The sequence below is a fragment of the Sphingomonas sp. Root710 genome (assembly GCF_001429065.1).
Taxonomy (GTDB): Bacteria; Pseudomonadota; Alphaproteobacteria; order Sphingomonadales; family Sphingomonadaceae; genus Rhizorhabdus.
Window position 1 is genome coordinate 68,742 of record NZ_LMIB01000001.1, and the last position, 20,771, is coordinate 89,512.

21 protein-coding genes and 1 pseudogene are annotated in these 20,771 nt (G+C 62.9%); 19 read left to right on the top strand and 3 right to left on the bottom strand.

The features are described 5' to 3' along the window. Window positions 1–41: 41 nt before the first annotated feature. From ASE00_RS00310 to ASE00_RS00355, 10 genes are all read left to right on the top strand, one after another. Entirely contained in the window at window positions 42–569 is a 528-nt protein-coding gene (locus tag ASE00_RS00310) for a rhodanese-like domain-containing protein (protein ID WP_056379128.1), read from the top strand. Window positions 570–647: 78 nt separating this feature from the next. Further along, entirely contained in the window at window positions 648–1,088 is a 441-nt protein-coding gene (locus ASE00_RS00315) for a pseudoazurin (protein WP_056376798.1), read from the top strand. Window positions 1,089–1,219: 131 nt separating this feature from the next. Next, window positions 1,220–1,972 (top strand): enoyl-CoA hydratase/isomerase family protein, encoded by a 753-nt coding sequence (locus ASE00_RS00320; protein WP_056376800.1) that lies wholly within the window; start codon window positions 1,220–1,222, stop codon window positions 1,970–1,972. A gap of 1 nt (window position 1,973) precedes the next feature. Then, window positions 1,974–2,744, top strand: coding sequence for a creatininase family protein (locus ASE00_RS00325; protein ID WP_056376802.1), 771 nt, complete (start codon window positions 1,974–1,976; stop codon window positions 2,742–2,744). 154 nt (window positions 2,745–2,898) lie between these two features. Next, complete coding sequence (locus ASE00_RS00330) at window positions 2,899–4,032, top strand: LLM class flavin-dependent oxidoreductase (protein ID WP_056376804.1); 1,134 nt, start codon at window positions 2,899–2,901, stop codon at window positions 4,030–4,032. 34 nt (window positions 4,033–4,066) lie between these two features. After that, complete coding sequence (locus ASE00_RS00335) at window positions 4,067–4,855, top strand: enoyl-CoA hydratase/isomerase family protein (protein WP_056376805.1); 789 nt, start codon at window positions 4,067–4,069, stop codon at window positions 4,853–4,855. Window positions 4,856–4,949: 94 nt separating this feature from the next. Further along, entirely contained in the window at window positions 4,950–6,713 is a 1,764-nt protein-coding gene (locus ASE00_RS00340) for an AMP-binding protein (protein ID WP_235538477.1), read from the top strand. Window positions 6,714–6,737: 24 nt separating this feature from the next. Beyond that, complete coding sequence (gene ribB, locus ASE00_RS00345; RefSeq protein WP_056376808.1) at window positions 6,738–7,850, top strand: 3,4-dihydroxy-2-butanone-4-phosphate synthase; 1,113 nt, start codon at window positions 6,738–6,740, stop codon at window positions 7,848–7,850. A gap of 5 nt (window positions 7,851–7,855) precedes the next feature. Beyond that, window positions 7,856–8,149: a putative quinol monooxygenase gene (locus ASE00_RS00350; RefSeq protein ID WP_056376809.1), complete on the top strand. Its 294-nt coding sequence runs from the start codon at window positions 7,856–7,858 to the stop codon at window positions 8,147–8,149. A 391-nt stretch (window positions 8,150–8,540) separates the two neighbouring features. After that, window positions 8,541–10,664, top strand: a complete 2,124-nt coding sequence (locus ASE00_RS00355; protein ID WP_056376811.1) for a TonB-dependent receptor — start codon at window positions 8,541–8,543, stop codon at window positions 10,662–10,664. Window positions 10,665–10,717: 53 nt separating this feature from the next. On the opposite strand, the gene ASE00_RS00360 is transcribed toward ASE00_RS00355, so the two are convergent. Further along, on the bottom strand, window positions 10,718–11,596 hold the full coding sequence (locus ASE00_RS00360; RefSeq protein WP_082594346.1) for an AraC family transcriptional regulator: 879 nt from the start codon (window positions 11,594–11,596) through the stop codon (window positions 10,718–10,720). 224 nt (window positions 11,597–11,820) lie between these two features. Here ASE00_RS00360 and ASE00_RS00365 point away from each other — a divergent pair, with 224 nt between their 5' ends. Together ASE00_RS00365 and ASE00_RS00370 are read left to right on the top strand one after the other, a co-directional pair. Then, a complete protein-coding gene (locus ASE00_RS00365) occupies window positions 11,821–12,321 on the top strand; it encodes an Lrp/AsnC family transcriptional regulator (protein ID WP_056376813.1) in 501 nt (166 codons plus the stop codon). A 92-nt stretch (window positions 12,322–12,413) separates the two neighbouring features. After that, the gene (locus tag ASE00_RS00370; protein ID WP_056376814.1) at window positions 12,414–13,184 is read left to right on the top strand and encodes an SDR family NAD(P)-dependent oxidoreductase; all 771 of its coding nucleotides are present in this window, start codon (window positions 12,414–12,416) and stop codon (window positions 13,182–13,184) included. 91 nt (window positions 13,185–13,275) lie between these two features. On the opposite strand, the gene ASE00_RS23955 is transcribed toward ASE00_RS00370, so the two are convergent. Further along, entirely contained in the window at window positions 13,276–13,455 is a 180-nt protein-coding gene (locus tag ASE00_RS23955; protein ID WP_235538602.1) for a hypothetical protein, read from the bottom strand. Here ASE00_RS23955 and ASE00_RS00375 point away from each other — a divergent pair. After that, entirely contained in the window at window positions 13,390–14,640 is a 1,251-nt protein-coding gene (locus ASE00_RS00375; protein WP_235538582.1) for a spinster family MFS transporter, read from the top strand. The two genes, ASE00_RS23955 and ASE00_RS00375, sit on opposite strands and share 66 nt — an antisense overlap. A gap of 72 nt (window positions 14,641–14,712) precedes the next feature. On the opposite strand, the gene ASE00_RS00380 is transcribed toward ASE00_RS00375, so the two are convergent. Then, window positions 14,713–15,543, bottom strand: coding sequence for a GntR family transcriptional regulator (locus tag ASE00_RS00380; protein ID WP_056376817.1), 831 nt, complete (start codon window positions 15,541–15,543; stop codon window positions 14,713–14,715). Window positions 15,544–15,708: 165 nt separating this feature from the next. On the opposite strand from ASE00_RS00380, the gene leuC reads away from it, so the two are divergent. The 6 genes and pseudogenes from leuC (at window position 15,709) to ASE00_RS00405 (ending at window position 20,755) form a co-directional block, all read left to right on the top strand. Then, window positions 15,709–17,130, top strand: a complete 1,422-nt coding sequence (gene leuC, locus ASE00_RS00385) for a 3-isopropylmalate dehydratase large subunit (protein ID WP_056376819.1) — start codon at window positions 15,709–15,711, stop codon at window positions 17,128–17,130. Beyond that, a pseudogene (leuD, locus tag ASE00_RS24365) lies at window positions 17,127–17,669 on the top strand (3-isopropylmalate dehydratase small subunit); the annotation flags it as partial. The gene leuC and the pseudogene leuD, both read left to right, overlap by 4 nt. A gap of 99 nt (window positions 17,670–17,768) precedes the next feature. Next, window positions 17,769–18,878 carry a 3-isopropylmalate dehydrogenase gene (leuB, locus tag ASE00_RS24370; RefSeq protein WP_056379134.1) on the top strand — a complete coding sequence of 370 codons (1,110 nt, stop codon included), beginning with the start codon at window positions 17,769–17,771 and terminating at the stop codon, window positions 18,876–18,878. Between the two features lie 16 nt (window positions 18,879–18,894). After that, on the top strand, window positions 18,895–19,314 hold the full coding sequence (locus tag ASE00_RS00395) for a GlcG/HbpS family heme-binding protein (RefSeq protein ID WP_056376821.1): 420 nt from the start codon (window positions 18,895–18,897) through the stop codon (window positions 19,312–19,314). Next, window positions 19,311–20,378, top strand: a complete 1,068-nt coding sequence (locus tag ASE00_RS00400) for an amidohydrolase family protein (RefSeq protein ID WP_056376823.1) — start codon at window positions 19,311–19,313, stop codon at window positions 20,376–20,378. Before ASE00_RS00395 ends, ASE00_RS00400 begins: the two co-directional genes overlap by 4 nt. After that, complete coding sequence (locus ASE00_RS00405) at window positions 20,375–20,755, top strand: metal-sulfur cluster assembly factor (RefSeq protein WP_082594352.1); 381 nt, start codon at window positions 20,375–20,377, stop codon at window positions 20,753–20,755. Before ASE00_RS00400 ends, ASE00_RS00405 begins: the two co-directional genes overlap by 4 nt. Window positions 20,756–20,771: the final 16 nt, after the last annotated feature.

Below are 20,771 nucleotides of genomic sequence, written 5' to 3' on the forward strand. Positions count from 1 at the left end.
TTGGACTTTCTGCCTAGAGGTATGCCGTGCGGATCGTGCTGATGACCCTGTTGGCCGGAGCTATGCTATGCTGTGGATCGGCGATGGCGGCTGCCGATCCGCTGTTCGATGGGGACGGTTACAGGATCGCCCATTATCGCGGACCGGTGAGCCAGCCGCCGGACGGCGTCGGCCGGATCGCACCATCGGCGGCGGCGCGCCTCCGGCCGGACCGCGATGCGATCTTCGTCGACGTCGCGCCAGCAGAAGGGGCGATACGCGACGGCCGGCAATGGCGCCTCGCGGCTCCGCACCGGTCGATACCGCATTCACACTGGTTTCCCGAGGCGGGGCGCGCGCCTTTGTCTCCGGAGGTGGCGGGCTGGTTCGAAAATGGCGTCGCGCGGCTCGCCGGGGGCGACAAGCGCCGGATGATCATCGTCTATTGCTTCGCCGACTGCTGGATGAGCTGGAACGCCGCGAAGCGCCTGCGCGCCCTGGGTTATTCCAATATCTGGTGGCTGGCGGAGGGGAGCGACGGATGGCGCGACCTGGGCCTGCCCCTGTTGACGGTCCAGCCCGAGCGATGAACCGAGTGGCATAGGACCAAAGGTCAATTTTCCGGACGCACTCTGGCGGTATGACCGAGCATCAGAGAGGAGATCCCCATGATCCGTTTCGCTTCGCTTGCGCTCGTCCCGTTCATCGCCCTGGCGGCGACATCTGCGGAGGCCAAGGACATTCTGGTCCATATGAAGAATATGGGGAAGGAAGGCGCGATGGTGTTCGAGCCAGCGCTGATCAAGGCGAAGGTGGGCGATCGTATCATCTTCAACCCGACCGATCCGAGCCACAATGCCGAGACGCTGCCATCGATGCTCCCCGCCGGCGCCGAGCCGATGAAAGGCGCGCTCAACAAGGAGGTCTCGATGACGGTCACCAAGCCGGGGCTTTATGGCATCAAATGCATGCCGCATTATACGATGGGGATGGTCGCGCTGGTGCAAGTCGGCCATCCATCCGCCGCCGACGTCGCCGCGGCCAAGGCGGCCAAGCTGCCGCCCCTGGCCGCGAAACGGATGGCTGGCCTGCTGGACAGGGTTCGTTAGATGTTCGATCCCCGGTATAAGGGAACGCCGCATCAACGATATTTCCTGCCGTGGGATATCCTGTCTGGAGTGATATTCGGCAAGTAGTGCGGCGTTCGGGGCGATACATCCGGATCAGAAAAGGATGCCGGATGCTGTCGATTGATCCTGTCTCAACCACGCTGGTCCGGCTGACGATGGACCGGCCGCCGGCCAATGCCCTGTCACATGATCTGGTAAAGGCCTTGCGCGACGCCTTTCTCCGGCTCGGCGAAGAAGCAGGCGCCCCGGCAATCATATTGACCGCAGCAGGCGACCGCTTCTTCAGCGCCGGCGGCGATATTCGCGAGGTCGCGACCGATCATTCGGTAGCCGTGCCGCGCATGCACAGCTTCCACGAAATGCTGGTCGCCATCGAACGCTATCCTCGACCGGTGCTATGTGCGGTCAACGGCTATGCGGTCGGCGGGGCGATGGAACTGCTCCTGCACAGCGATTATGTCGTGGCTAGCGACACGGCCCGCTTCGGCTTTCCCGAAATCAATCACGGTTTGCTGCCCGCGGCCAAGGGAATACGCCAGGCCGTCAATCGCCTCGGGCGCCGCGCCGCGGAGCGTCTGCTCTACTCAGGCGAGCTCATTTCCTCGGAGAAGGCGCGGGACATCGGCCTCGTCGACGTCGTCGTCGCACCCGACGAGTTGCAGGGCCATGTTCGGGCGCAGGCGGACAGGATGCGCAGCAAGGACATGCACTTGTTTGCGGCGATCAAGGCAACCTTGAACCACGCCGCGATGGAGACCGATACCGAGCTGGAAACGCGCTCCATAGAAGACATGAAACTGTACCTGAACCGCGAGGAGGCCGCTGCGGCCCGCGAACAGTTCCTGCAACGCAAGGCGACATGACATGCCGGCTGTGAACGACGATCTTCGCCTCGAGCTCATGACCTCGGCTGAGGTCGCTCAGGCGCTTGCCGAGGGTATTCGCACGATCGTCATTCCGTGCGGAGCCATCGAGCAGCATGGCCCGCATCTGTCACTGAGCGTCGACGCCGATCATGCCGACCATCTCGGCATATTGGTCGCGCGTGGCCTGGGGAATTCGCTCGTGGCACCTACTATCAAGGTGGGCTGCTCGTCGCATCACCTTCCCTTTGCGGGCACGATATCGTTGCGGAATGCAACCTTCGAGATGATCTGTCGCGATTATTGCACGAGCCTGGCCAGCCACGGCTTCGAGCGGATCCTGATCTTCTCCGCCCATGTCGGCAATTGCCCGCCGCTGGCGGACATGCTTCCCAGGCTGCGCGCGGCGGTGCCCGCGTCATGCCGTGTTGCGGCCTTCACCGACGCCCGCGCCTGGCTGGAAAACTGGCGCGATGCGGTCACCCAGGCGGGTGGCGAGACAGATCATGTCGGCGGACATGCGGATATCGCGGAAACGTCACTCATGCTCGACATCCACCCTGATCGCGTTCGCCCGGCCCATTATGAGGCTGGGCCGCTTGGGCTCCCGTCCACCGCCGACCTTGACCTGATGTGGGAGAAGGGCCTGCGCGCTTTGAGCCCCAACGGCATCCTCGGCGATCCGCACGGTTCGTCCATCGCCATTGGCCGGAACTGCATCGAACGGATGACTGCGCTCCTCGTCGACAGCTTCCGGCGCGACGCCTTCTAACAGGCTGGCGCCTATCCGGGCGCCGGTGGCGCCGCCACCGAACAAAGTTTCGAAACATCGACCGGCGTCGCGCATCTTCGGCAGCTTCTGCCGGGCGCCCCATGACAATTTGTCATGCATCGAGATTCGCTGGGAACCCCCAAGGAGATAGGCAGTGTCAGTTAAGTTTGGCTTCTGGTCGGAGCAGGAAACGCAGGTCGGGCAAAGCTATTCGCGCCGGCTTCATGAGCTCGTCGACGAGGCGGTGCTGGCCGAGAAGATGGGCTTCGACATCGTCAGCCTGTCGGAACAGCACGTGGCGCTGGGTGGCATATCGAGCTCCGCGCCCGAAGTGGTCTATGGCTATCTCGCGGCGGTCACTTCGCGAATCCGTCTTCGTCCGGCGGTTTCACTGATGCCGAAGAAGATCAATCACGCGCTCCGCACGGCGGAGCGGGCGGCGGTCAGCGACATCCTCTCGAACGGCCGTTTCGAACTTTATTGCGGCCGGGCGAACACCACCATCGCGATGCGCGCGTTCAACGTGGAACCCAGCGAAACGCTGGAGCAGATGGAGGAGGGCATCGCTCTCATCCGCGAAGCTTTCAGCAAGGACATCTTCACCTTCACGGGCAAGCATTACCAGGTGCCGCCGCGCCAGCTGGTCCCGAAGCCGCTGCAAAAGCCCTACCCCGTGATGGGCATTGCGGCGACCAGCGAACGAAGCCACGCCTGGGCGGGCGAACAGGGGCTCGCGGTCCTCAGCCACTCGCTCTACAAGGGCTGGGAGGCGCAAGCCAAGCTCATCGACGCCTATCTGTCCAACTGGAAGCGCGATCCCGATGGTCCGCTCGAGCGGCCCCGCATCGGCATGCCGCTGTTCATCGGTATCGGGAAGACCGACCAGGAGGCGATCGACGTCTATGCCGAGCCGCTGAAGCACTACGCGCGGATATCGACCAGCGGCTATCCCAAGCTCGCCAAGATATCGAGCGACTACGCCTATATGGCCGAGGGGCACGAGGCGCTGCAACGCGCGGCAACCGACTGGGACTATCTCGTCAATGAGTCGGCCAGCCTGGTCTGCGGAAGCCCCGACACCGTCATCCGCCAGCTGGAGAAGGTGATCGACCTCGGCGTCGACGAGATCCTCTTTCACCTCGACTCGGTTCCCCACAGCGAGATCATGAAGGCGATCGACCTCATCGGCCGCCATGTGATCCCCCACTTCAAGGACCGCAACAACGTGGTGCGCTCCTATGACGACGTGCTCGAGCAAATCCGCTCGATGAGAGAGGCGCACGGTTAATCGCACGGGCCTGGCCCAGACATTGGAGAGCGGAATGAGCAATAAAGTCTACCAGGATCTCATCGTCGAGATCCGGCCGAGCGGGGTTGCGGTGGTCACCATGAACCGCCCGCAAATCCTGAATGCCATCAGCTGGCCGATGCATTCGGCGCTGGAAGAGGTCTTCGTCGACCTCGACAATGATCCGAAGGTGAAAGCCATTGTGCTGACCGGCGCCGGACGGGGCTTTTGCTCCGGCGGCGATCAGAACGCGCTCGATGACGACGTCGATACGATCTCGCCGACCCGGTCGGGCCGTCACCTCATCCGCAACATGCTCGAACTGGAATCGCCGCTGATCGCCGCCGTGAACGGCGTGGCCGTGGGTCTGGGTGCGACCCTGGCCTTGTTCTGCGACGTCATCTTCGCCCAGCCCAGCGCACGCTTTGCGGACACGCATGTCACGGCGGGCGTGGTGGCAGGCGATGGCGGGGCCGTGATCTGGCCGATGCTGCTCGGGCCGGTGCGCGCCAAACATTATCTGATGACCGGCGATTTCATCTCGGCGGAAGAGGCCGCCGCTGCCGGCATGATCAACAAGGTCGTGCCGGAAGGAACCGTCCTCGACCATGCGATCAACTATGCCGAGATGCTGGCCAGTGGCCCGCGCGACGCGATCGTCTGGACGAAATATGCCGTCAACAAGCTGATCAAGGATCAGGTCCACCTGAATCTCGATACGGCGGCAGCACATGAGATGCTCACCTTCCGCAGCCCCGAGCGCAAGGAAGCGGTCGCGGCATTCCTCGAAAAGCGGAAGCGCTTTGCGGAAGGCGGCAACTGAGGTGACGTCGCCGCTTTCGTCTCATGATGCCTCACTGGAGGGGGCCACGCTGCCGTCGCTGCTGCGGGATCGAAGGGATTCCTGCGGGGACCGCGTGGCGTTTCATCAGAAGCGCGCCGGCCAGTGGCGATGTTCGACATGGCGTGAATATGCCGCCGACATCGCCGCGCTCTCCCAGGCGCTCCTCGACCATGGGTTGCGGAAGGGCGACCATGTGGCGATCATGGGCGACGTATCGCAGGAATGGGCCAAAGCCTATATGGCGACCACCTGCGCTGGCGGCGTCGCGGTGGGGATATATTTCACCTCTTCCACCGAAGAGGTGGAATATATTTTCGCTGATACCGGGTGCAGGCTGGCTTTCGTAGCCGGCGAGAAGGAGCTCGCCGTCGTGTCGCGGGCCCGGCAAGCCGCGGCCCTGGAAAAGATCATCGTCTTCGACCCTGCTGCCGCGCAGGCTGACAACATCATATCGCTGGACCGATTTGCCGCCGGGGCTTCCGACGGCATTGCGCTGCTCGACGAACGCGCGCGCGAAGCCCGCCCTGACGATGTTGCCAGCATCGTCTACACGTCCGGCACCACCGGCAATCCCAAGGGCGCGATATTGACCCACCGCTCGCTCATAGAAGGGCTGGCGACCACACGAAAATTCTGTCCCCCGCTGTTCAGTGAGCCGCAACGGCTGGTCATCCATCTGCCCATGTCGCACGTGGTGGGGCTAGGGCAGGGGATCATCCTTCCGCTGTTCAGCGAGGCGGTCCCATATTTCGGGGAAAGCGGCGCGGAGTTCGCGAACACCATCCGGGACGTCAAGCCGACCTACTGGATGGCGCCGCCCCGTTTCTATCAACGCTATGCGGCGGAGCTGGTCAGCCGTATCAACGGCTCCGACCCGCAGCGCCGCACCGCATACCGGCTGGCGATGGCGGTCGCGAAAAAGGCGCTGGCGGCTCGCCAGGGCGAGGGCCGGGGCAATCCCCTGCTGGACGCGCTTTTCGTCACTTGCCGGAATGAATTCTTTCTGCCGTGTCTGGCGGAGATCGGGCTCGACGAACTGAAATATCCCTACACCGCCTCGGCGCCGATGCCGGCGGAGGTCATGAAATTTTGGCAGGTCTGGGGCGTGAACCTGAAGGAATGCTATGGGCAGACCGAGCTGGTCGGCGCCAATGCCGCGCAGATACGCGATTGGTCGAAACCGGGGACGATCGGCGAACCAATACCGGATCCGCGCTGGCAGACCGTGCTTGCTGCGGACGGCGAAATGCTGGTGAAGGGGCCCGGTCTTTTCATCGGCTACCTCAACAAGCCCGAAGAGACGCGCGAAGCCTTGCGCGACGGGTGGCTCCACACCGGCGATATCGTCGAACGGCGCGAGGACGGCCGGCTGGCGCTGGTGGATCGCAAGAAGGAGATACTCAACACATCCGGCGGCAAGTCGATAAGCCCCGCCCAGATCGAGAACGAGCTGCGCCAGAGCCCCTATATTTCGGAGGCCGCCGTTTGCGGCGATGGCCGGAAATACCTCGTCGCCCTTATCGAGGTGGATCGCGTGGCGATGATGGACTGGGTCAAAGATCGCGACATTTCGGTTCGCGAATATGCGGACCTATGCTCCTCGGAAGCCGTCATCCGGCTGATCGAAGGTGAAGTCGCGAAAGCCAATCAGCGCCTCGCCCAAGTCGAGCAGGTCAAGGCTTTCCGGATCCTGCACGAAGAACTGTCGGTCGAGAACGGGGTCATGACCGCGACCCGCAAGAAGCGCCGCAGGAATCTTCACGACCGCTACAGCGCGCTGATCGCATCGCTGTACGACGATTCCGAAGATCGCCTCATTCGCGACGCCGTTTCGTAGATCGTCTTTGGGAGGTAGCAGGCCATGACCGCTCGACGCCCCGATCTCGACCGTTCGGCTCTGTCGACGACCGCGGAAATCGTCGATGAGGCGCGCAACGGCCGCATGTTCATCCTGGTCGACGATGAGGATCGCGAGAATGAGGGCGACCTGGTCATCCCCGCGCAAATGGCCACCCCCGCCGCGATCAACTTCATGGCGGCCCATGGGCGGGGGCTGATCTGTCTGGCGCTGGGCAAGGAGCGGGTCGACCAGCTCGGCCTCGAACTGATGAGTCCGCAGAACGGTACCCGGCATGAAACCGCCTTCACCGTCTCTATAGAAGCGCGCGACGGCGTTTCCACCGGCATATCCGCCCAGGATCGTGCGCGAACGGTTGCGGTCGCGATAGACTCCGCCAAGGGCCCCGAACATATCGTGACGCCCGGCCACGTCTTTCCACTGATCGCGAGACCCGGCGGCGTGCTCGTGCGGGCCGGCCATACCGAGGCGGCGGTGGATGTCGCTCGCCTCGCCGGGCTCAACCCGTCGGGGGTGATCTGCGAGATCATGAATGATGACGGCACGATGGCCCGGCTTGAAGACCTGATCGGTTTCGCTTCGCTGCATGGTCTTAAGATCGGCACGATCCGGGACCTCATCGCTTATCGGCGGCGCCATGATCATGACGTCGAACGCGTCGCCACGGCACCGATCCAGAGCCACTGGGGCGGCGAATGGACGGCCATTACCTTTCGCATCAAGACGATCGGGGCCGAGGCCATCGCCCTGGTAAAAGGGCATATCGACCCGTCGGGCCCGACGATCGCCCGGATGCACGCGCTGGACGTCTTTTCGGATGTCCTTGGCCAGACCGGCGATCGCAACAGCCTGATCGCCCGGTCGATGGAGGCCATCGCGCAGGAAGGAAAGGGCGTGATCGTACTCTTCAATCGCGACGTTCCGATGTCGCAGCTGCTGCGCATCAAGGCGGGAGAGCCGGTCGCGGACATCACCGAGCTGCGCGATTATGGCATCGGCGCCCAGATCCTCGCCGAACTCGGCATTCACGACATGATCCTGCTCACAAATTCCCGGCACACGCCGGTCGCGCTCAGGGGATATGGCTTGAACATCGTCGAGCACCGGCAGCTCTGAAAGCCATGACTCTCGTCCGCCATTATCTGATGACCGCGAAGCCCGGCGGAGCCGAGATGCTCGAAGCCGCTCTCGTCGCGCTCGCCGCCGTCATCCGGCCTGTTGAGGGATGCCGGGGCATCGAATTGCTGCGTGAGGACGGACGGCCTGGAAGCTTCGTCTTCATCGAGCGATGGGCCAGCCGGCAAGCGCATGAAGCGAGTGGCCGGGAGCTGCCCAAGCAAAGCTTCGCACCCGTCATGGCCGCGCTCGCCCATCCACCGGAGGTGCGCTGTTTCGATCACTTGCTAGCGGATTGAGCGACGGCAATCCGGGCAGCAGATCATTTCGTATCATGCCGCGCGATCCGGCAAGATCAGCATTACATGCCGTCCATCCTATGAGAGATTAAACGATAGGAAGGCCATTTTTAAGAAAAGAAGACTTCCCGGGTGAATATTTAATATGTCGCAAAAGCGATTATTATATTCATCCTATAATAATATCGCAGGAAGAATGAGCCGGAATCCGTCTAATCATTAGTATATTTGCGGAGCTCCGTCTCTGGAAGAAATCGAGTTTTCGCCAGGGTCGATTATAAAAAGCTGTCCGACACGCCGTGTCGAAGCGCCTGACGATTTTTCTCGTGGCTCTTCCAATTTTGCGCAACGGATCGATGCGCTCAGTCGCATCGGTGAAAAGGGAGGCACTATGAAAAAAGATTCCATCCTGAACTTTTGCCTGTCGAGCGTCGCGTCGGTCGCGATCTTCGCGTCGACGGCAGCCCCCGCATGGGCGCAGACCCAGCCGGCGAACCAGGCCGCCGAGTCCGACGGATCGGATGCGAGCGATATCGTCGTCACGGCACGTAAGCGAAACGAGCGCCTGCAGGACGTTCCCGAGACCATAACAGCTTTTTCCGCCGATGCCTTGGCGAAGGGCGGGATCAGCGATGTCGACGATCTGGGCCGCAAGCTACCCAATGTCGTCTTGAACCGACGCGGTGACAACGAACCCAACGTCGTCATCCGCGGCGTCGGCGCCTTCGGCAACACGCAGGGCGTCGGCTTTTATGTCGACGACGTGCGCAACGTCACCGACCAGTCGGCCCGGCTCGTCGATCTGGAACGGGTGGAGGTGCTCAAGGGACCGCAGGGAACGCTCTATGGCGGCAGCTCGATCGGCGGCGCGATCAAGTTCGTGACGAAAAAGCCGGTTTACGAGACCGAAGGACAGTTCACCGCGGAAGTCGGCGAACGAAACATACTCAACATCGCGAGCTCGGTGAATCTGCCGATCGTGGATGGTATCGCCGCCGTTCGGCTGTCGGCTTATGCCGATCATGACGGCGGGTATATCTACAACCCAATTCTTGACGAAAATCCTGATAAGTCGACCGAATATGGGGTCCGTGCAACCGTCCGCCTCAATCCCGACGACGCGACGGAAATCCTCGCCAACATGCGGTACAGCAAGACCAATAACGGCGGTAATGATTATTACCCTACCAGCGGACCGCGCGAATATTCCTATGAAGCCCCGCTGAGCGAGCGCATCTTCAATCACAAGCAGATCCTCGGCGGCACCCTGTCGATTAACCGGGATCTCGATTTCGCGACCTTGACCTCGCTCACATCCTATACCCGCCGCAAGAACCGTATCCTTTGGGACGTCGACATCTCCCCCGCGGACGCCGTGTCGGCATCGCAGCGCGATCCGGTGGTGACGAAGGTCTTCACCCAGGAGTTACGGCTCGCTTCGGATGGCACGGGGCCGTTGAGCTGGCTGCTCGGCGCCTATTACAGCTCGATCCGCGACCTCGATCTGTTGAGCCAGGTCGATCTCTATCTGGGCGCGCCGGCGGTGGGAGCCCCGACCATTCCAGACTTTTACGATACGACGACGATGCAACGGCAATATGCCGGCTTCGCCAATATCGGTTACAAGGCGGGCAAATTCGAGATCAACATCGGCGCCCGGCTCGATCATTCGACGTTCAGCGCGAACGATCTCACCATTGTACAATCGGGACGCACATCCGACACCATCGTTCTGCCGAAGCTGTCGCTGGCCTATCACTCGTCACGTAACCTGATGCTCTATGCATCGCTGTCGAAAGGCTATGAGCCGAGCAAGTTGAACACGCATGGCGATGCCACATTGGTGCCGTACAAGCGGGAAACCTCGGTCAATATCGAGGCGGGTGCCAAGGGACGGATCCTGGACGGCCTGGTGGATTATGACCTGGCCGGTTTCTACATCAAATATAAGGATCGGCAGTTCGAATCCCGGGTGAACCAGGGCGGCGTCGTTGTCGAGGTCATCACCAATGTCGGTACATCGGAATCCTACGGCCTCGAATTCTCGGGCACCGTGCATCCCGCGAAGGATTTTTCGATTTCCGCGAGCGGCGGCTTGCTCAAGTCGAAATGGTTGAGCGGCGTCTACTTCCTGCAGGACATTAGCGGCAACCGCACGACGAACGCACCGCGTTTCTCCGGGACGATCAGCGCGGACTATAGCCGGCCGGTCTCGGCCGGGCTGAAGATCGGATTGCGCGGTGAATTGACCCACAATAGCGGTTTCTATTGGGACGTGCCCAATCTTACTGCCCAGCGGGCATATGATATCGCCGCATTCCGGCTGTCGCTGGGTGACATAGACGACAAGTGGGAGCTGGCGCTTCGCGTCGATAACGCCTTCAAGGAAGTCTATAACAGCGAATATCAGGATCAGATCCTGGGCGATCGCGTCAATGGCGTGTGCACCATGTGCAGCGATGCACGGATCGGCGCGCCTCGGACCATAAAAGGGTCTTTCTCCTATAAGTTCTGATGCTGTCGGGGGCGTCCGCGGACGCCCCCGTTACCCGATCGGTCGAGCCGGGCTCAGTTGAGTGCGCCCTCGGCGCGATCCTGCAGATAACGCCGTGGCGGCTTGCCCATATATCGTCTGAACATCGTCGTGAACGCACTGGGCGAGTCATAACCCAGCTCCTGCGAAACGGCCTGGACCGTGGCCCCCGACGAAAGCCGTTGCACGGCAATCACGATATGGAGCTGTTGACGCCAGCGGCCGAAGGTCATGCCGGTATGCTTGATGATCAGCCGAGCCAGACTCCGCTCGCTCATCGCAACGGTCGCCGCCCATTCTCTTATCGTCCTGTGATCATCCGGCGTATCGAGCAGTTCGGCGGCGATCTGCTGTATCTTGGGATGACTGGCGACCGGGAAGTGGAGCGGCTCCGCCTTCATCTGCGCGAGTTCGTCCAGAAGCACCTGCGCCAGCCGGCTCGTCGGCCCTTCCAGCGGATAAAGCGGAGGCAGCTTGGCAAGGTGGAAGATCATCTCCCGCAACATCGGGCTGATGGAGAAGGTTGCGCAGCCATCCGGTAACGGTGCGATCCCCGGATCGATGAAGACGCAATAGGACCGACCGGTGTCCGATATCTCGATCCTGTGAGGCACGCCGCCCGGTACCCAGACCGCGCCGTTGGACGGAACGATCCGAAGGCCATCGAGCGTCCGACACATGATCGAGCCCTCCGCCGTCACCACCAGCTGTCCTTTGCGATGCTTGTGGATCGGCAATTCGTCTTCATTTTCCGAGCGCTTGAAGACGAAGGACGTCACCGGTCTTGGCAGGTCGTCGGGGTCGAGTGCGCCGAAGCTGATACGGGGCCCGTCGACATCCCATGGGACTGCGGCGCCTCCGTCCGCTGCCGCGATTCCCGATTCTTCCCCCGCCTCTTTCTTCGCTCTTGGCATGCAACAGCTCCGGCAACCCTGGCCACCCTATTCCAACGTTGACCGTTTCGCGATATTAAATGGCAATCCTATGAATATTGTCGCCTGCGGCGTTCGGCTACACTTCATGCCGTGGTTTTGTTGAAACGCGGAACAGAATGAGCGCTCAATTCCCTAGCAGCCCAGCCATGGAATTTTGTGCCGATGCTACCTCGTTTCGGCATCCAAGCTCTGGGAGGATTCCAATGCAAAACGCCCTGACGCTCGATAGGATCGACATAAAAATCCTCAATGAACTGCAGAATGACGCGAATCTGACAAATGTCGAACTTGCCGACCGGGTCGCCTTGTCGCCTTCACCTTGTCTGACCAGAGTGAAGAAGCTCGAGCAGACCGGTATCATCGAAAAACGTGTCACGCTTCTCAACCCCAAGAAGATGGGGCTGGAGATCAACGCCTATATCCAGGTGACGCTCGACAAGCAGCCGCGCGCTGCGCTCGAGAATTTTCGCGAGGCGGTCGAGCGGCTTCCCGAGGTCATGGAATGCAACTGGATGATCGGCGAGTGCGATTTTCTTCTGCGCGTGATCGTCCGTGACGTCGAGGAGCTGGAGCGGTTGATTGCAAATAAACTGTCCAAGATCGAATCCGTCGCCAGCATCCGGTCGAACCTCGTCCTGAAGCAGATCACTTACAAGACCGCGCTTCCGATCAACGATTCACGCAGCCTGAGCCTTCGCGCCTAGCCCTTGGGCAGCCTCATCCGTGACCGGATCGCGGACGAGTATTCGAGCCGGCTTTCGATCAAAAGGCCGGGGCCTTTCGCAAGAGATGTCTGATGGAAATGTTCAACCTGAGCGGCAAGGTCGCCGTTATCACCGGTTCGTCACGCGGCATCGGGCGCGCCATCGCCGAAGCCTTTGCCAGCGCGGGCGCCCGCGTCGTGATTTCCAGCCGAAAGCAGTCGGCCTGCGATGATGTCGCAGATGCACTGAATGCCCGCCACGGGAGGGGGCGGGCTTTCGCCATCGCCGCCACCATCTCCGACAAGGCCGCGCTTCGGGAGCTGGTGGACGAAGCGCGCCGACTTGCCGGCACGATCGACATCCTGGTCTGCAACGCCGCGACGAATCCCTATTATGGTCCGCTGTCCGGGATCAGCGACGATCAATTCCGCAAGATCCTCGACAACAACATTCTCGCCAATCACTGGCTGATCGGCATGGTCGCGCCGGAGATGATCGCGCGGCGCGAGGGCGCGATCATCATCGTGTCGTCGATCGGCGGGCTCATGGGCTCGGATGTCATCGGCGCCTATAATGTCTCGAAAGCCGCTGATCTCCAGCTTGTACGCAATCTGGCGGTGGAACTCGGCCCTCACAATATAAGGGTCAATGCCATCGCGCCCGGTGTGATCCGGACGGACTTCGCCCGCGCCTGGTGGGAGGATCCCGAGATGGAGGCGCATCTCCGTAAGACGACGCCGCTCGGCCGTATCGGCGAGCCGCACGAGATAGCGGGTGCTGCTCTCTTCCTCGCGTCGAGCGCAGGCGCCTATGTCAGCGGGCAGAATATCGTCGTCGACGGCGGCAACACGATCAGAGGATGACCGCTCGGCCCGTGGCCGCTTGGCCGGCATATTATCGAGGCCGCGGGGCCGCGGGCCGCGTCATTCGGCAGATTATTCCGCCGGGCTGCTGCTAGTCGGGCCGCGAGAGGATAGAAACATGCAGGCAGACGACCGAGCTTCCGATGGTGCCGCGCTTTCGGCGCGATATCGCCGCTATGCGCTCAGCATCCTGTTCCTGCTCTACATGCTCAACTTCCTCGATCGGCAGATCGTCAATATCCTGGCCGAGCCCATCAAGCGCGATCTGCATCTTTCCGACTGGCAGCTGGGATCGCTGACCGGCTTGTCCTTCGCGCTTTTCTACGCCTCGCTGGCGCTGCCTATCGCGCGGTTGGCGGAAAGAGGCGATCGCGTGAAGATCATCGCGGCCTCGGCCATCACCTGGAGCCTGTTCACCGGCCTGTGCGGCATCGCCCAGAACTTCGTACAGCTGTTCATGACGCGCGTTGCGGTAGGCGTGGGAGAGGCGGGCTGCACGCCCGCTTCGCATTCGTTGATCACGGACTATACCGCCCGCGACAAGCGAGCATCGGCGATGGCAACCTTTTCGCTGGGTATTCCGGTGGGTTCGCTGATGGGCATGATCATCGGGGGGCTCGTGGCGGACAGTTTCGGCTGGCGGTCCGCTTTCCTGATCGTCGGCCTGCCCGGGGTAGTGCTCGGCCTGATCGCGTTCTTTACCTTGCCCGAACCGCGGCGGAAGGCGCGCGCCGGGGCCGCAAGCCGGCCGTCGCCGAACTTCCGCGAAACATTGGCCGAACTGCGCGGCAACCAGACCTATATCTGGATGGTCGTTGCGATGTCGCTCATGAGCTTCGTCAACTATGGCCAACTCGCCTTCCATAGTTCCTTCTTCCTGCGCAATCATGCCGTTGGCCTTGCGGCACTGGGGGACGAATTACATGCCTTTTCCGGGCTGTCGCTGGGGCTGACCGGTTTTCTTGGTCTGGCGCTCGGTCTCGTCGTCGGAATTTTCGGGGCAATCGGCACGTGGGTGGGAGGCGCTGTCGCGGACCGTGCGGCGATCAGCAATATCAGAGCCTATGCCATCGTTCCGGCCATCGCGGCCATCGTTCTGCCGCTTCCGATATCGATCGCCTATATGACGCCGGACACGTTGTCGGCCCTGCTGCTGCTAGGGATGCCCGTACTGCTTCAGTCAGTTTATTATGGTCCGATCTTCGCAAGTGTTCAGGGCCTGGCCAGAGCCCACAACCGCGCGACGGCGGTCGCGATCCTCCTGTTTTTCGGGAATCTCGTCGGCCTTGGCCTCGGACCGCTCACCGTCGGTATGTTGAGCGATATCTTCTCGGGCAGTCTAGGGGGCGGGGGAGGTATCCGCTGGTCGCTGATCACGACTGCCTTTGTGTCCATGGCCGCAGCCGCTGCATTTCTAGCCGCTGCTCGTACCATCAAAAACGACATCGTCAGCTGAGCCTCGGCTTCAATTCGGCCTGCCGACCGGACAGGGCATCGGCCTGTCGCAGCCGATACCCCTGAAGTCCGATCAGCCCGCCAGCGCCTCGGGGTCGAGCGACATGTTCAGTTCGAACATGGTCGGCGATGCCAGCATCTCGAAATATTCGACCAGCCGGTTGCTCTCGTCGAAATGCTGGCGACGGAGCTGAAGCAGCGGGCTGCCCACCGCGACGTTGAGCAGCGGGGCGACGACCGGGTCGGCAAGCTGTGCGCTCACCACCTGATGCCCCGAGTGCAGCACGATGCCGCTCCGCTGGAGCAGTTTGTAGAGCGAGGTGCGGTTCAGCTCCTCCCGCGTGAAATCCTTGCCGATCTCCTGCGGGATGAAGGTGATGATGTGGAAGATCGGCACCTGGCCGATCGACCGCAGGCGTACCGCGCGCTGGAACACTGCGCTGCTGTCGCAGCCGAACACCGATTGGATGTGGAAGGGCGCGCGGACATAATCGAGCTCGATCAGCCGCACCTCGGTCTTGCGGTCGATGTCGGCGATATGCTCGATCACGCCCGACACCGATGCATGGAGCTGCGGCGGGCGGATCGTCGGCGCGACGAAGGTGCCCACGCCTTGCCGCCGCTCGATCAGATGCTCGGCCTCCAGCGTCGCCATCGCCGAGCGGATCGTGATCCGCGACACCGAGAAGAGACGCGACAATTCCTCTTCGCTGGGCAGCCCCTGTCCTGCTTCATAATGGCCGTTGAGGATCCGGTCGCGCATCACGAGGAAGATCTGGTGGTTCAGAGAGGCGCCCTGGCGGCGGAGCAGGGGCAGGTCGCCCTCGGCCGTCGCGGCGGTGGCCGTTACTGGCTTTCGTCCCCGGCGCGCGCCGCTCGTTTCAGTGCTTCCGTCCCGCGCCATTTGTCTTAACCTTCGAACCTTTGATCGGGCCGGCCGGAGCTGCCCCGATATGACTTGTCCTGCTTATATCGGCATTACGCCTCTGTCCAACCTGTCGATCTGACACGAAAATTTTCAGCTTGAGTAGTTATGTTGTATTGATATTAATACGACATAAGATTCGAGATGGGGAGGCCAATGGCGCGTACGATGTTCGACAAGATATGGGCGGAGCATGCCGTTGCCGATCTCGGCGGTGGGCTGACCCTGCTCGATGTCGACCGCCATCTGATCCACGACCTCGTCGCGGGGCCAGCCTATGACCGGCTCGCCGCGCGCGGCCTGCCGATCCGCAATCCCGAGCGTACCTTCGCGATGCCCGACCATGGCGTCACCAGCCGCCCGGAACGCCCGGCGGGATTGGACCGGGTCGCGACCGGGCTGATCGACCGGATGCGCGAGGGCAGCCGCGCGGCGGGGGTGCGCCTGTTCGACATCGGCGAAGATGGGCAGGGCATCGTGCATGTCGTCGGCCCCGAGCTGGGCCTGACCTTGCCGGGCAGCCTGATCGTCTGCGGCGACAGCCACAGCTGTACCCATGGCGGGCTTGCCTCGCTGTCCTTCGGCATCGGCACCACCGAGGTCGTCCATGTTCTGGCGACCCAGACGATCCGGCAGCGCAAGCCGAAGACGATGCGGATCGTCTATAGCGGTGCGCCCGGCGCGGCGGTCACCGCCAAGGACATCATCCTATTCACGATCGCGCGGCTCGGCACCAAGGCGGGGCAGGGCTATGCGATCGAATATGCGGGCCCAGCAATCAAGGCGCTGTCGATCGAGGAGCGGCTGACGCTGTGCAACCTGTCGATCGAGCTGGGCGCGAAGATCGGTATGGTCGCTCCTGACGAGCGAACCTATGCCTATCTGAAGAACAAGCCCTTCTCCCCGAAAGGTGCGCTGTTCGATCAGGCGGTGGCCTATTGGCGTACGATCGCCAGCGATGCCGATGCCCGCTTCGACGCCGAACATCATATCGACATCGCCGATGTCACCCCTCAGATCAGTTGGGGCACCAGCCCGGAGGATGTGATCGCGATCGACGGCCGGGTTCCCGATCCCGCCGCCGAGGCCGATCCCGCCCGCCGTCAGCGGATGACCGATGCGCTCGACTATATGGGGCTTGCCGCAGGGCAGGCGCTGGTCGGCACACCGATTGACCGGGTGTTCATCGGTTCCTGCGCCAATGGCCGCCTGTCCGACCTGCGCGAGGCGGCTCGGGTGGCGGCGGGCGGGCGGGTTGCGCCGCATGTGATCGCCTGGGTCGTCCCCGGATCGCGGCGCGTCCAGCAGGCGGCGGAGGCCGAGGGGCTGGACACCATCTTCCGCGCCGCCGGATTCGAATGGCGCGAGCCGGGCTGTTCGCTGTGCCTTGCCACCGCGGGCGAGCATCTCCAGCCCGGCGAGCGATCGGTGTCCACCACCAACCGCAATTTCGTCGGCCGCCAGGGGCCTGGCGTCCGCACCCATCTCGTCAGCCCCGCCACCGCCGCGGCTTCCGCGCTGGCGGGCACTATCTGCGACGTCCGTCGCGCCGGAGAATCCCTATGAAGCCGTTCACGACCCTGACCGCCATCGCCGCCCCCTTGCCGCTGCCCAATATCGACACCGAGGTGATGGTGCGGATCAGCCGGCTCATGGAGTTCGGCAAAGGCGCTCTCGGCCCCTATCTGTTCGAGCCGTTTCGCTATGAGGCCGACGGCAGCGAGAAGCCGGGGTTCATCCTGAACCAGCCCGCCTTCCGCGATAGCCGAATCCTGATCGCGGGTGAGAATTTCGGCTGCGGCAGCTCGCGCGAGGCGGCGGTCTGGGCGCTCCACGATTTCGGCATCGCCTGTGTCATCGCGCCGAGCTTCGGCGATATCTTCGCGGCGAACTGCCTCCAGAACGGCATATTGACGATCACCCTGCCTGAGGCCGAGGTCGCGGCGCTGCAGGCCGAGATCGATCCGCAGGAGCCCGCACCCTTCACCGTCGATCTGGATGCACAGGCGATCGCTGCGCCGTCCGGGCGGAGCATCGGTTTCACGATCGATCCGACTCACCGCGCCCAGTTGCTCGAAGGGCTCGACGATATCGACCAGACGCTGCGCTTCGATGCCGAGATCGCCGCGCATCAGCGGGCGCAGCGCGTGGCGCAGCCCTGGGCCACCGCTTCGATCGAGCAGACTGTGCCGAAAGTGCTGATCATGGCGGGCGACGGCGTCGGCCCCGAGGCGATGGCCGAGGTCAAGCGGGTGATCGACTGGTTCGTCGCCCGGCGCGGCCTGCGCCTCGACCTGCACGAGGAGCTGTACGGCATCTCCGCCTGGCACGCCCATGGCGCGGTGGTGCGGCCCGAGGCGTGGGACCTGATCGATCAGGCCGACGCGATCCTGTTCGGGGCGAGCGGATCGCCCGATTATGATGCGATCCCCAAGCATCACTGGCTGCCCGACAATCTGCTGCGAATGCGCAGCCGGCTCGACCTGTTCGACAATCGCCGCCCGGTCCGCACCTTCGGCGGGCTGGAGGCGATGTCGAGCCTGCGGCCCGAGATCATCGAGAGTGCCGATATCGTCATTGTCCGCGAACTGACCGCGGGCCTCTATTTCAGCGAGCCGCGCGGCATCGAGACGCTCGACGACGGCCGCCGCCGCGGCACCAACAGCATGACCTATACCAGCGACCGGGTGCGCCGCATCGCCGAGTCCGCGTTCGAACTCGCCCGCCGCCGTAGCGGCAGGCTTTGTTCGGTCGACAAGGCCAATGTGTTGGAGGTCAGCATGTTGTGGCGCGAGGAGGTGGAAAAGGTGCATGCCCAGTTCCCCGACGTGGAGCTGAGCCACATGTATGTCGATAATTGCGCGATGCAGCTTGTGCGGAACCCCCGCCAGTTCGACGTGATCGTCACCGAGAATCTGTTCGGCGACATCCTGTCGGATTGTGCCGCGATGGTGGCGGGGTCGATCGGGATGCTGCCCTCGGCCTCGATCGGGCCGAAGGACATCACCGGGCGGCGGCAGGCGCTGTACGAGCCGATCCACGGCAGCGCGCCCGATATTGCCGGGCGTGGCATCTGCAACCCGATCGGCTCGATCCTGAGCTTCGGACTGTGCCTGACCGAGAGCTTCGGCCTGCCCGACGAGGCCGATCTGCTCGACCGCGCCGTCCAGCGCGCGATCGACGGCGGCGCGCGCACGGCGGATATCGCTGGCGGCCTGCCCGCGATCGGCACCCGAGAGATGGGCGACGCGGTGCTCCGCGCGCTCGACGAACTTCACCATGAAACCACGCCGCTCACCGCGGCCGCATCCTGATCCGAAGGAGTATCTGATGAACGCCAATCTGCACCAAGCCCGCAAATTCTGCGAAAGCGTGCTGGAACATGCCGAGCGCTACAATCTCAACGTCTCGGTGGTCGCGGTCGACAAGGGCGGCCATCTGATCGCGATGTACCGCACCGATCATGCGATCTTCGCCAGTGCGGAGGCAGCGCGTCGCAAGGCGGTCGCCGCGTCGGCGCTGGCGATGCCGACCAGCTCGATGGTCGACATGTTCCGCAACGATCCGCTGGTGACGACCGCACTCAGCGCGAGCGGCGACATGCTCGTCGTGCCCGGCGGTTTCCCGATGATCGTCGATGGCAATTGCGTCGGCGGCTACGGCATCGCAGGCGGCCATTACAGCGAGGACGAGATGCTGGGTGGCCGCGCGCTCGCGGCACTCGCGGGCAGGGACTATGAACCGGCATGATCGATGACGTCTTCGTCGTCGATGCCACGGTGCATGGCGGCCACTTCCATCCGAGCAACCTGCTCGACCCGCATCTGGAGGGGTTGACCAAGCTCCTTTATCATTGGGGGAACAACCATCTGCAGCCGATCGGCTTTGACGAATATAAGCTGAGCTACCATCAGTTCGTCGAGCGCTTCGAACTGCAGCCGGACCTGCTGGAAAGCGTGCTGTTCGCCGAGAGCGACATCGACGTCGCGGTGTATCAGGGGGTGCCGCTCTACGGCATGTATAAGGACGGCAGCTCGCCGCTTTGGGTCGCCTCCGCCATCGCCAAGCGCCTGCCGCACCGCCTGTTCCTCTATGGCGACCTGACGCCGCGCGCGCCCGATCCGATCGCGCATCTCGATCATCTGATCGACGATATCGGCGTGATCGGGGTGAAGATGTATCCGCTCGACATGGTCGAGGGGCGGCTGGTCGAGAACCGCTTCGACGACGAGAAGCTGATGTTCCCGCTGTTCGAGAAGATGTGCGAGCGCGGGTTGAAGGTGGTCGCGGTGCACAAGGCGGTGCCGCTCGCGCCGACCCTGGTCGATCGCTACCATGTCGATGACATGGCCCCGGCCATCGCCGCCTTTCCGGAGCTCACCTTCGAGATCGTCCATGGCGGCTTCGCCTTCAGCGAGGAGATCGCCGCGCTGCTCACCCGCTATCCGAACGTGACGGTGAACCTCGAATCCACCCCCTGCTATTCGCTCAACCTGCAGGACAAGTTCGCCGAGATGATGGCCCCGCTGCTGGCGGCGGGCGCGGACCGGCTGTTCTTCTCGACCGGCGCGCCGATCATGCATCCCGATCCCTTCGTCAAATCCTTCTGGGACTATGCGATGCCCAAGGGTTTCCCGCCGCTGAGCGAGGAGACCAAGCGCGGCATCCTCGGCGGCAATTTCGCGCGCGTGCACGGCTGGGACGTCGAGGCGCTCAAGGGCGCGTGCCGCACCGACCAATATGGACTGGAGGAGAAGCGCAAGATCGCGCCCTGGTCCGTCATCCGCAACAGCAGTCTGGGAGAGGCCGCATGACCCATATGACGAAGATAGAAGGCCCGGCGTTGATCGATGCGGTGCGCGAATGCCTGAACGGCATCGTCGATCCGTGCAGCATCACGACGGGCGCGCCCGCCGGGCTCGTCGACATGGGGCTGGTGGTCAAGGCCGAGCTGGAGGCGCGCGACGAGGGCGGGCTGCGCGCCGTGGTCGAGATCGGGATCACCCATCCCTTCTGCATGATGGCGGGCGTCTTCCTGAACGAGGTGCGCCAGCGGGTTGGCGCGCTCGACGGGATCGAGGAGGTCGCGGTGTCGCTCGACAGCGACACGGTGTGGACCCCCGATCAGATGACCGCGGACTATCGCGCCCGGCTGGATGCCGCGCGGGCCGCCCGGCAGATCGCAAGCTGACCGCCACGAGAGGGAG

Bases quoted from the DNA above. Each gene is read 5' to 3' on its own strand.
- ASE00_RS00365 (WP_056376813.1), top strand. From the start codon at position 11,821: ATGCAAAACGCCCTGACGCTCGATAGGATCGACATAAAAATCCTCAAT.
- ASE00_RS00405 (WP_082594352.1), top strand. From the start codon at position 20,375: ATGACCCATATGACGAAGATAGAAGGCCCGGCGTTGATCGATGCGGTG.
- ASE00_RS00395 (WP_056376821.1), top strand. From the start codon at position 18,895: ATGAACGCCAATCTGCACCAAGCCCGCAAATTCTGCGAAAGCGTGCTG.
- ASE00_RS00370 (WP_056376814.1), top strand. From the start codon at position 12,414: ATGGAAATGTTCAACCTGAGCGGCAAGGTCGCCGTTATCACCGGTTCG.
- ASE00_RS00360 (WP_082594346.1), bottom strand. From the start codon at position 11,596: ATGCCAAGAGCGAAGAAAGAGGCGGGGGAAGAATCGGGAATCGCGGCA.
- ASE00_RS23955 (WP_235538602.1), bottom strand. From the start codon at position 13,455: ATGCAGATCGCGCTTGATGGGCTCGGCCAGGATATTGACGATCTGCCG.
- ASE00_RS00400 (WP_056376823.1), top strand. From the start codon at position 19,311: ATGATCGATGACGTCTTCGTCGTCGATGCCACGGTGCATGGCGGCCAC.
- ASE00_RS00310 (WP_056379128.1), top strand. From the start codon at position 42: ATGACCCTGTTGGCCGGAGCTATGCTATGCTGTGGATCGGCGATGGCG.
- leuB (WP_056379134.1), top strand. From the start codon at position 17,769: ATGGCGGGCGACGGCGTCGGCCCCGAGGCGATGGCCGAGGTCAAGCGG.
- ASE00_RS00375 (WP_235538582.1), top strand. From the start codon at position 13,390: ATGCTCAACTTCCTCGATCGGCAGATCGTCAATATCCTGGCCGAGCCC.
- leuC (WP_056376819.1), top strand. From the start codon at position 15,709: ATGGGGAGGCCAATGGCGCGTACGATGTTCGACAAGATATGGGCGGAG.
- ASE00_RS00335 (WP_056376805.1), top strand. From the start codon at position 4,067: ATGAGCAATAAAGTCTACCAGGATCTCATCGTCGAGATCCGGCCGAGC.
- ASE00_RS00355 (WP_056376811.1), top strand. From the start codon at position 8,541: ATGAAAAAAGATTCCATCCTGAACTTTTGCCTGTCGAGCGTCGCGTCG.
- ASE00_RS00350 (WP_056376809.1), top strand. From the start codon at position 7,856: ATGACTCTCGTCCGCCATTATCTGATGACCGCGAAGCCCGGCGGAGCC.
- ASE00_RS00320 (WP_056376800.1), top strand. From the start codon at position 1,220: ATGCTGTCGATTGATCCTGTCTCAACCACGCTGGTCCGGCTGACGATG.
- ASE00_RS00325 (WP_056376802.1), top strand. From the start codon at position 1,974: ATGCCGGCTGTGAACGACGATCTTCGCCTCGAGCTCATGACCTCGGCT.
- ASE00_RS00380 (WP_056376817.1), bottom strand. From the start codon at position 15,543: ATGGCGCGGGACGGAAGCACTGAAACGAGCGGCGCGCGCCGGGGACGA.
- ASE00_RS00315 (WP_056376798.1), top strand. From the start codon at position 648: ATGATCCGTTTCGCTTCGCTTGCGCTCGTCCCGTTCATCGCCCTGGCG.
- ribB (WP_056376808.1), top strand. From the start codon at position 6,738: ATGACCGCTCGACGCCCCGATCTCGACCGTTCGGCTCTGTCGACGACC.